Annotated in this window: 8 protein-coding genes (1 of these 8 cut by a window edge); all 8 read right to left on the bottom strand. The window is 41.3% G+C overall.

Features of this window, described 5'->3' with window-relative positions; translation table 11 throughout:
- Positions 1-751: the 5' portion of an HD-GYP domain-containing protein gene (locus FIU87_RS00040; RefSeq protein ID WP_152442742.1), read on the bottom strand. The gene continues 326 nt to the left of window position 1, outside the view; the window shows 751 of its 1077 coding nt (coding positions 1-751); it begins with the start codon at positions 749-751; the stop codon falls past the left edge of the window.
- A 75-nt stretch (positions 752-826) separates the two neighbouring features.
- Positions 827-3334, bottom strand: coding sequence for a DNA gyrase subunit A (gene gyrA / locus FIU87_RS00035; protein WP_152442741.1), 2508 nt, complete (start codon positions 3332-3334; stop codon positions 827-829).
- A 222-nt stretch (positions 3335-3556) separates the two neighbouring features.
- The gene (gyrB, locus tag FIU87_RS00030; protein WP_152446349.1) at positions 3557-5482 is read right to left on the bottom strand and encodes a DNA topoisomerase (ATP-hydrolyzing) subunit B; all 1926 of its coding nucleotides are present in this window, start codon (positions 5480-5482) and stop codon (positions 3557-3559) included.
- Between the two features lie 69 nt (positions 5483-5551).
- Complete coding sequence (remB, locus tag FIU87_RS00025; protein WP_152442740.1) at positions 5552-5800, bottom strand: extracellular matrix regulator RemB; 249 nt, start codon at positions 5798-5800, stop codon at positions 5552-5554.
- A 10-nt stretch (positions 5801-5810) separates the two neighbouring features.
- A complete protein-coding gene (recF, locus tag FIU87_RS00020; RefSeq protein ID WP_152442739.1) occupies positions 5811-6932 on the bottom strand; it encodes a DNA replication/repair protein RecF in 1122 nt (373 codons plus the stop codon).
- 27 nt (positions 6933-6959) lie between these two features.
- Complete coding sequence (gene yaaA, locus FIU87_RS00015) at positions 6960-7172, bottom strand: S4 domain-containing protein YaaA (protein ID WP_152442738.1); 213 nt, start codon at positions 7170-7172, stop codon at positions 6960-6962.
- Between the two features lie 150 nt (positions 7173-7322).
- Positions 7323-8459, bottom strand: a complete 1137-nt coding sequence (dnaN, locus tag FIU87_RS00010) for a DNA polymerase III subunit beta (protein WP_152442737.1) — start codon at positions 8457-8459, stop codon at positions 7323-7325.
- Positions 8460-8653: 194 nt separating this feature from the next.
- Positions 8654-10000, bottom strand: a complete 1347-nt coding sequence (gene dnaA / locus FIU87_RS00005) for a chromosomal replication initiator protein DnaA (protein WP_152442736.1) — start codon at positions 9998-10000, stop codon at positions 8654-8656.

Raw genomic sequence — 10000 nt, 5'->3', positions numbered from 1 at the left:
TAGTATAGGGATGAAGCTTGTCTTCAGCTAAACCAAAAGGGTAACCACTTTTATCATAGCGTTCGTGATGCTGCAGGACAGCAAGCTTTATTTCATCTTGTATTACCGGTTGCTTGCTCACCATCTGATAGCTAAAGATAGGGTGCTCTTTGATTTGGATGAATTCTTCTTTTTTCAGGACTGCCACGTTTCTAATAATTCTTTGATCAATCCTCGACATCCCGCAATCCATAAGAAAGCCGGCAATTCCAACTTGAATGACGTCTTTTTTATTGTGACCTAATCCTTGAGCAATGGCAGATGCAATCAAGGCAACCGCGACGGAATGATGGAAGATATATTCTTCTTCGTTACTGTAGTGGTAAAGGGTAAAAACCTCATCATCATGCTGTAGTGATTTTTCAATCAGTGGAATAATCGTTTTTCGAACAGAGGCGTAGTCAATTGGTGCGCCAGATTCCCAACTTTCATACATCTTTCTATAGGAATACGTTGCTTTTAAATACATTTGTAAAAAAGAGTCTTCTCTAGGTGGCTTGCTTTCTAACATTGAAAGCAAGTGTGGGTTAAACGGCTGGCCATTTGATAGAAATGCCTCTACCTCTACTTTTTCCACCAAAAAGGATTCTAGAATCTCAATATGCTGATTTGTTAGGACGGTTCTTTTGGTCATAATAGGCTTTGCACTGAGCGCTTTTACTTCTTGAGCCAAAATACATCCTTCCACCAATTGATCAGTTCTCACTAACATCAAATGTACCTCTCCTTATAAACAAAGAGGAACACATAAAAGTGCTCCTCAATTTGAAGTTATCGCGTATACTGTTTATTCTTCGACTTCTTCAGTAGGAATTCCTGCTTCAGTTTCGGAAACTTCTACGCCATCCTCTGTTCCTTCTTCTATTTCTTCTTCTTTATCCACTCGAGCGACTGTTGTTACGAATTCGCTCTCTCCAAGACGGATAAGCTTCACTCCTTGCGTGTTACGCCCCATTTGGGAAATGCCATCCACCGCCATACGTATAAGAACACCTGAGGCTGTAATGAGCATGAGATCCTCTTCCGTTGAAACAGTCTTCACTGAAACGAGTTCACCGTTACGTTCGGTGATATTGCAGGTTTTAATTCCTTTTCCTCCGCGGCTTTGAATTCGGTACTCTTCTGCAGGAGTACGTTTGCCGTAGCCGTTTTTGGTCACAACCAACACATCCAGGCCTTCTTCTAGTAATTCCATTCCAACTACTTCGTCACTTTCAGAGATGGAAATACCTTTTACCCCTGTAGCCGTTCTACCCATGGAACGAACATCAGTCTCATGGAAGCGAATCAGCATACCATTTTTAGTACCGATAATCATTTCCTTCGTACCATCGGTCATTTTTACGGAAATGAGCTCATCACTTTCTCTTAAGCCAAGGGCAATTAACCCGCCTTTACGGATGTTCGCAAATTGAGAGAGTGGAGAACGTTTTGAAATCCCGTGCTTTGTTGTAAAGAAGAGATACCAGTCGTCCACAAAGTCCTCAACAGGAATAATGGCATTGACCCATTCACCCTTCTCCACCTCTAAAAGGTTAATGATAGGAAGACCTTTTGCCGTACGGCTGTATTCAGGGATTTCGTATCCTTTGGCCTTGTATACTTTTCCTTTATTTGTAAAGAATAAAATCGTATCGTGGGTAGAGGTTGTTAACAAGTGCTCCACAAAATCATTTTCATTTGTACCCATCCCCTGTACCCCGCGGCCTCCACGTCGTTGACTGCGGTATGTGGATAATGGCAGGCGTTTGATATAGCCATTATGCGTAAGGGTGATCACGATATTTTGACGAGGAATAAGGTCCTCATCCTCTATGTTTTCAAGGCCGCCTACAATGATTTCTGTACGTCTTGTATCATTAAAGCGTTCTTTTACTTCGAGAAGCTCTTCGCGAATGATCTCCAATACCTTTTCTTCATCTGCTAGGATCGCTTTTAGTTCGGCGATTAGCTGCATTAAGCCTTGGTATTCTTCTTCGATTTTTTCACGCTCTAAACCTGTTAGACGTTGCAAGCGCATATCTAGAATTGCTTGTGCTTGTTTTTCAGATAAGGAGAATTCATTCATTAATCCTTCTCTCGCAATATCTGCTGTTTGAGAATTACGGATTAAGGTGATAACCGCATCCAGATGGTCGAGTGCAATTCGTAAGCCCTCTAAAATATGTGCTCTTGCTTCTGCTTTGCGAAGCTCAAAAGCTGTACGTCTTTTGATGACTACTTTTTGATGCTCTAAGTAGTAGTACAAGCATTGTTTAAGGTTTAATACCTTCGGCTCTCCGTTTACAAGGGCAAGCATATTGATGCCAAAACTAGTTTGAAGAGACGTTTGTTTGTATAGGTTGTTTAGAAGCACATTGGCATTGGCGTCTTTTTTGACTTCGATGACCACACGCATTCCATTGCGGTCTGATTCATCGCGAAGGTCAGAGATACCTTCGATTTTTTTGTCGCGAACAAGGTCGGCAATTTTTTCGATGAGCTTGGCTTTATTTACTTGGTAAGGAAGCTCATGAACAAGAATTACTTCACGGCCGTTTGGCTTTGTCTCAATTTCCACCTTTGCCCGAATGGTAATAGAGCCACGGCCTGTTTCGTATGCTCGTCTAATGCCGCTTCTTCCGAGAATTTGTCCTGCTGTTGGGAAGTCAGGGCCCGGTATGATTTCCATCAATTCCGGAATGGTGATATCCGGGTCCTTACTAACTGCAAGTACCCCGTCAATGATTTCTCCTAGCTGATGAGGCGGAATATTAGTGGCCATTCCGACCGCAATCCCAGAGGCCCCGTTCACTAGTAAATTGGGGAAACGAGCTGGTAGGACAATAGGTTCTTTTTCAGAGCCGTCATAGTTGTCTTGATAGTCAATGGTGTCTTTGTTAATGTCACGAAGGATTTCCATGGAGATTTTGGACATTCTTGCTTCTGTGTAACGCATTGCAGCTGCTGCGTCGCCATCCACAGATCCGAAGTTTCCGTGTCCGTCAATTAACATATAGCGGAAGTTAAAGTTCTGTGCCATACGCACCATCGTGTCGTATACAGCAGAGTCACCGTGCGGGTGATACTTACCGATTACTTCCCCAACGATACGGGCGGATTTTTTATAGGCTTTATCAGATGTCATGCCTAGGTCGTTCATTGCGTATAAAATACGGCGGTGAACAGGCTTTAGTCCATCACGGACATCTGGAAGGGCACGAGATACGATAACGCTCATCGCATAGTCTAGGAAGGAAGTTTTCATTTCCTGACTGATATTTATTTCTTTTACTTGAGATGACCTCTCAGACATATTACGAACCTCCTTGCGAGTGGCTGGTTATTTCCGCAGCCGTCTTCGCTTTCGCTCTACTCTATATGTAAATGGCAGGATAGGACGACCCTATCCCGCAATTTAATGTACTAGCTTTGTTTATAGACTTCTGTTGATTGCCGCGGGAGTCAACGCCTTTGCTCCAATCAACAGCTAGAAACTACTCAAAGTCAACAATCTTCTTTATACAAAGCTAGTGTGTTAGATATCTAAATTTTTCACATAACGTGCATTATCCTGGATAAAGTTTCTTCTTGGTTCCACTTTATCTCCCATGAGGATCTCAAAGGTTTCATCCGCTTCAATTGCGTCTTGAAGGCTTACTTGCAGTAGCGTTCTCGTCACAGGGTCCATCGTTGTTTCCCAAAGTTGCTCTGGGTTCATCTCTCCAAGACCCTTGTAGCGCTGAATTCCTGCTTTTGGTTGATCAGACAAGGTAGCAAGAACTTCTTCAAGCTGGCGATCATTATAGGCATACTCTATCTTTTTCCCCTGCTGTATTTTGTAAAGTGGTGGCTGGGCAATATAGATATAGCCATGCTCGATAATTTGACGCATATAGCGGTAGAAGAAGGTTAAGAGCAACGTACGAATATGCGCTCCGTCGACATCCGCATCGGTCATGATGACAATTTTATGGTATCGTGCCCGGGAAATATCGAAGTCCTCGCCAATCCCAGTACCTAGTGCGGTAATTATCGCGCGTACCTCGTTGTTGGAAAGAATCTTATCCAAACGGGCCTTTTCCACGTTGATGATTTTTCCGCGCAATGGCAGGATCGCTTGGAAGTGACGGTCTCTTCCTTGTTTAGCAGAACCACCCGCAGAATCTCCCTCTACTACATACAATTCGCTAATGGACGGATCTTTTGAGGAGCAGTCCGCTAATTTACCAGGCAAGCTGGAAATTTCAAGTGCACTTTTACGTCGCGTAAGCTCTCTAGCTTTTTTCGCGGCCATCCGCGCACGAGATGCCATCAAGCCTTTTTCGACAATTTTTCTTGCCGCTGATGGGTTTTCCAATAAAAAGCCTTCGAATTTCTCTGTGAAAACAGAATCCGTAACCGTTCTTGCCTCACTGTTTCCAAGCTTTGTTTTTGTCTGTCCTTCAAACTGAGGATCTGGATGCTTCACAGAAACAATCGCTGTTAGCCCTTCACGAACATCTTCCCCTGTTAGGTTGCTATCGGCATCTTTGAAAATATTATTTTTACGAGCGTAATCATTGATAACCCTTGTTAAGGCTGTTTTAAAGCCGGATTCATGAGTTCCGCCCTCATAAGTATTAATATTATTGGCAAAAGAATAAAGATTGCTTGTGTAGCTATCGTTATATTGAAGAGCGACTTCAATGGAGATGCCATCCTTTTCTCCTTCTACAAAAACCACTTCTTCATGAATGACTTCCTTTGTACGGTTTAAATGCTCCACATATGAAGCGATTCCACCTTCATAGTAGTATTCATTTTTCTTTGGCGATTCTTCACGCTTGTCTTCAATCGTGATGCGAATTCCTTTGTTCAAAAAGGCAAGCTCACGTAAGCGATGCGCTAAAATGTCGTACTCATACACTTGTGTTTCGGTGAAGATTTCAATATCTGGAGTGAAATGAGTGATCGTACCTGTAACCTCGGTCTCACCAATAACCTCTAAATCTGCATTTGGCACACCCTTGTTAAACTTTTGATAATGGATTTTGCCGTCACGGTGAACGAAGACCTCTAGTTCTGAGGAAAGTGCGTTTACAACAGACGCACCTACTCCGTGTAATCCTCCGGAAACCTTATAGCCGCCACCGCCAAATTTTCCACCAGCATGCAGAACGGTCATGATTACTTCCACTGCTGGTCGTCCCATTTTTTCGTGCATTCCAACAGGAATCCCACGACCATTATCCTTAACGGTAATACTGTTATCTTTTTCAATTACGATATTGATTTCCGAGCAATAACCAGCCAATGCTTCATCAATACTGTTATCGACTATTTCCCATACAAGATGGTGCAGACCCTTGCTGCTGGTGGAACCGATGTACATACCAGGGCGTTTTCGTACTGCTTCTAACCCTTCAAGTACCTGTATATTACTCTCATCATAGCTATTTTCAAGCAAATCTTTTTGGTCCATCGTCATATCAATCACCTTCAATTTTTATTTCAACGCAATAGACTAGGTTCCTTCTGAGGCGGTATTTCCCTAATTAAGCAAATCCTCTAAGGATGCATCCATTCTTTTTTTTAAGGTTGTCGAGGCAAGTGGGGAAAGATAAATCGTTTGCTCTGTAATGACAACGGACTTTACATCATGCTTACTAATATTTTTAATGGATTTTTGTGCAGCTTCCGGAAGATTCGCTCTCCAATCCGATTGCAGCAGTCGGCGATCAAAAATAGCAATGACCTTTGATGCACGCACCATCACTTCTTCCCCTATGTGTAAGTACATTCTCCTCACCTCACCCTTTTTTCATAATGGAGCCGCTCACGACCTCATAGGTAGCCGCTTGCTTTAATGTTTGATGGTCAATGCCATCGACACTTGTTGTCGTAACAAATGTTTGAACTTTTCCTTGAATCGTATTCAGTAAGTGGGATTGTCTATAATCATCGAGCTCTGACAACACATCATCCAACAGCAATATGGGATATTCCCCTACTTCCGAATAAATCAGGTCGATTTCCGCTAGCTTAAGGGATAGTGCAGTGGTTCTTTGTTGTCCTTGTGAGCCAAATGTTTGGACATCCTTTCCGTTCACTTGAAAGAGAAGGTCATCACGATGAGGACCAAAAAGGGTTAAACCTCTTTCAATTTCTCTATCTTTTATTTTATCAAACTTTTCGTTATATGCTTCTATCATTTTCGACAAGTTTGCAGTTTCTGATACATAATCGATGGATGGTTTATAGATAACCGATAATTCCTCTAAGCCTCTGCTAATACTTTTATGAATGGGCCTGGCCCAACTCTCAAGGAGTCTGACAAACTCCTCTCGTTTTTCTGTTACACTTGCCGCAAGCTCAATTAGCTGTTCTGTTAGCACCAACAGCATGGTTTGATCCTTTTGCTTTTTGGTTTGCAATAGCTTTAAATAGTGATTTCGTTGCTGCAGCACTTTTTGGTACCGAGAAAGATCATGCATATACCTTGGCGATACTTGTCCAAGCTCCATGTCGATAAAACGCCTGCGCACTTGCGGGCTCCCTTTTACAAGCGTCAGATCCTCTGGAGCAAACATTACGATATTCATGCTACCGATATATTGGCTTAATCGCGATTGCTCGATATGATTAATTTTTGCTTTTTTCCCTTTTTTGCTTATCACAAGCTGCATAGGCAGCGGTCCATTCCGTTTATGTATCCTACCCTCTATTTTACCATACTCTTCATCCCACTTGATAAGATCTTTATCATTGGCCGTTCGGTGGGATTTTGCCATGGCCAAAACATAGATGGATTCCATCACGTTAGTTTTCCCTTGCGCATTTTCTCCTAAAATAACATTCACACCGTCTTCAAAAACGGTGTGCATCTCATCATAATTGCGATAGTTTTTTAGTGATAGTTCTTCTATATACAATATCTTTCACCAACTTTTAGGAGATGTTCAGGAGACAACAAGGTAGCTTCCAAAGCCTTCAACTTCAATGACGTCTTCTACTTTAAGCTTCCTACCTCTTCTGTTTTCCGCTTCGCCATTGACTGTTATATCGTGCTCTTGTAAAAACCATTTGGCCATCCCGCCTGATTGGATGATATCAGCAAGCTTGAGGAATTGTCCTAATGTGATGGTTTCGGTACTTATTTGAACTTCTTTCATTTTTTTACGCTCACTTTCTTTTAAAAATCTTCTTTATTTTCCCCATCTCTAATTTATCTAATTCCTATTGTACTAGAACTTGGGGATATAGAAAAGAAAGCTACTAGGAAATATGCTAGCAGCTTTCTTTTTGGTCTGTTATGAGAGTGATTAGTAGGTACGAACTGGCAATATTAATTGCAGCATGGAGTCATCATGCAACGCTTTAATCACGAATGGACGCATAGCTCCAGTGAAATTAACTTGAATTTCATTGCCTTCTAATGCTTTTAAGGCATCCATCATGTATTTCGCACTAAAGGAGATTTTCAGTTCTTCTCCCTCAATGGAGTTTCCTTGCACTTGCTCCACAACCTTCCCTACTTCGGGGGAATTGGAGGAAATCTCAAGTGTATCCTCTTCGATTGTAGCGAGCTTCACGACATTATTTCTTCCTTCTCTCGCAAGTAGCGAAGCACGATCAATTGCCTGAAGGAATTCTTTTGTCGTCACATTGATGTTTGTTTTGCTCTCTGCAGGAATTAATCTGGATGTGTCAGGATAGCTTCCATCAAGCAGTCTAGAGAAGAACAAAATGTTTTTCGCTTTAAAAAGCACCATGTTTTCAGTGACTACGATATCTAGTAACTCATCGGTATCATCTAAAATCTTATTTAACTCATTCAAGCTCTTACCTGGAATCACCACGTTACACGCGATATCATTTTCTGCTTCCACCCTCGCTTTTCTAAGCGCTAAACGATGGCTATCTGTTGCAGTACAGGTTAACTCATGGTTTTCAAGCTTCCAGTTTACACCTGTCAAGATAGGGCGTGTTTCTGAGGTGGACACTGCAAATACTGTTTGACGAATAATGTTTTTCAACAGATCTGTCGGTACACGGAACACATTTTGCTCTTCAATTTGCGGTAAATGCGGATACTCTGCTGCATCCAAACCATTAAGATTAAATTCTGATTTACCAGAGCGGATCGTCGTAACATATTGGCTTTGTACTTCAATTTCTACGGTATCCATTGGAAGCTTTTTAATGATTTCACTAAAAAAACGCGCTTGTAGAACGACGCTTCCAGATGCTTTCACTTCCACATTTTCCGTTCCTTCTTCTTCACATGGAATAAACGATTCTATCGAAATATCAGAATCACTACCCGTTAAGGTTACTCCCTCTTCTGTCGCGACAATTTTAATTCCTGTCAAAATAGGAATCGTGGTTCTAGACGAAACGGCTTTTAATACATCTTGTACACTTTGCACTAGCAAATCGCGTTGAATGATAAATTTCATCTTCATCCTCCTTCAAGGGCAGGTCTATTTATATATTTTTTAAATAAAAAACCGTAGAAGTAATAGTAGGGGCTGTGATTATGTGGATAAGTCAATTTATCGCAACAAACATAAGATATCCACATGTGCATAACCTGTGTTTAACCTAAGCACACTTATTCACAGTTTCCACGAACCACTTCTTTAAAAGGTTACTAGGTTTTTAATGTATCTCTAATTGATTGTATTTGTTTTTGCAGAGCGTTGTCTGATTTCACCAGATTAGAGATTTTTTCATGCGCATGAATAACGGTTGTATGATCACGTCCGCCAAACTCTTCTCCAATTTTCGGAAGGGAAAAATCAGTCAGCTCTCTAGATAAGTACATGGCAATTTGACGAGGAAATGCAACCGATTTTGTGCGCTTTTTTGCTTTAAAATCTTCGAGCTTCACATTATATTCCTCCCCAACTGTGCGCTGAATATCATGAATCGTCACAACTCTAGGCTTGGAGCTTGGAATGATATCCTTTAGAGCTTCCGCTGCCAAATCAGCATTGATGTCTTTATTAATGAGGGAAGAATACGCTACAACTCGAATCAAGGCACCTTCGAGCTCACGAATATTGGAATCAATCTGATTGGCAATATAGAGCATCACTTCATTTGGAATATCAAGACCTTCTGCTTTGGCTTTCTTACGAAGAATCGCAATTCTCGTTTCTAAATCAGGAGGCGTGATATCTGTGATAAGTCCCCATTCAAAACGAGAGCGCAAGCGGTCCTCAAGCGTTGGAATTTCTTTAGGAGGACGGTCACTGGAAATGACAATTTGCTTACTTTCCTCATGTAATGTATTAAACGTATGGAAAAATTCCTCTTGGGTTTGTTCTTTTCCTGCTAGAAATTGAATATCATCAATTAGCAGAACATCCACGTTTCGATATTTATTTCGAAAATCGACAGCTTTATTGTCACGAATAGAATTAATAAATTCATTGGTGAATTTTTCAGATGACAAATAAACCACCTTAGCAGCAGGATTATGCTCAATCACATAATGTCCAATGGCATGCATTAAGTGAGTTTTTCCAAGTCCTACTCCCCCATAGATGAAAAGCGGATTATAGGCCTTTGCGGGAGCTTCGGCAACAGCTAAAGAAGCCGCATGGGCAAACCTGTTTCCTGATCCAATAACAAACGTGTCAAATGTGTATTTAGGATTCAACATATTTTGAGGAATTTCGATTGGATCTTCGTCTTTTTTCACTTTTGCTTTCGGAGCTTGAATTTCTAACTCCTCTTCCGGTTGATTTTGAGGAATAATAAATTTAATCGAAAGATCTTCTCCGATAATATCCGAAATCGTTTCTCCAATCAGGCCGGAATATCTGTTTTCTAGCCAATCACGCGCAAAATCATTCGGTGCGGTAATCACTAACGTATCCCCTTGTAACGAATGTGCTTTTGTACTTTTTAACCAGGTTTCAAAGCTTGGTTTGCTTATCTTTTTCTCTATCTGGCCTAATGCTTTATCCCAAAGAGCCGAAATATTATTCAA

This window comes from Bacillus sp. THAF10, from assembly GCF_009363695.1.
Classification (GTDB): domain Bacteria; phylum Bacillota; class Bacilli; order Bacillales; family Bacillaceae_I; genus Sutcliffiella_A.
Note: the sequence above shows the minus strand (reverse complement) of the source record. Positions and strands in the feature narration are given on the sequence as shown.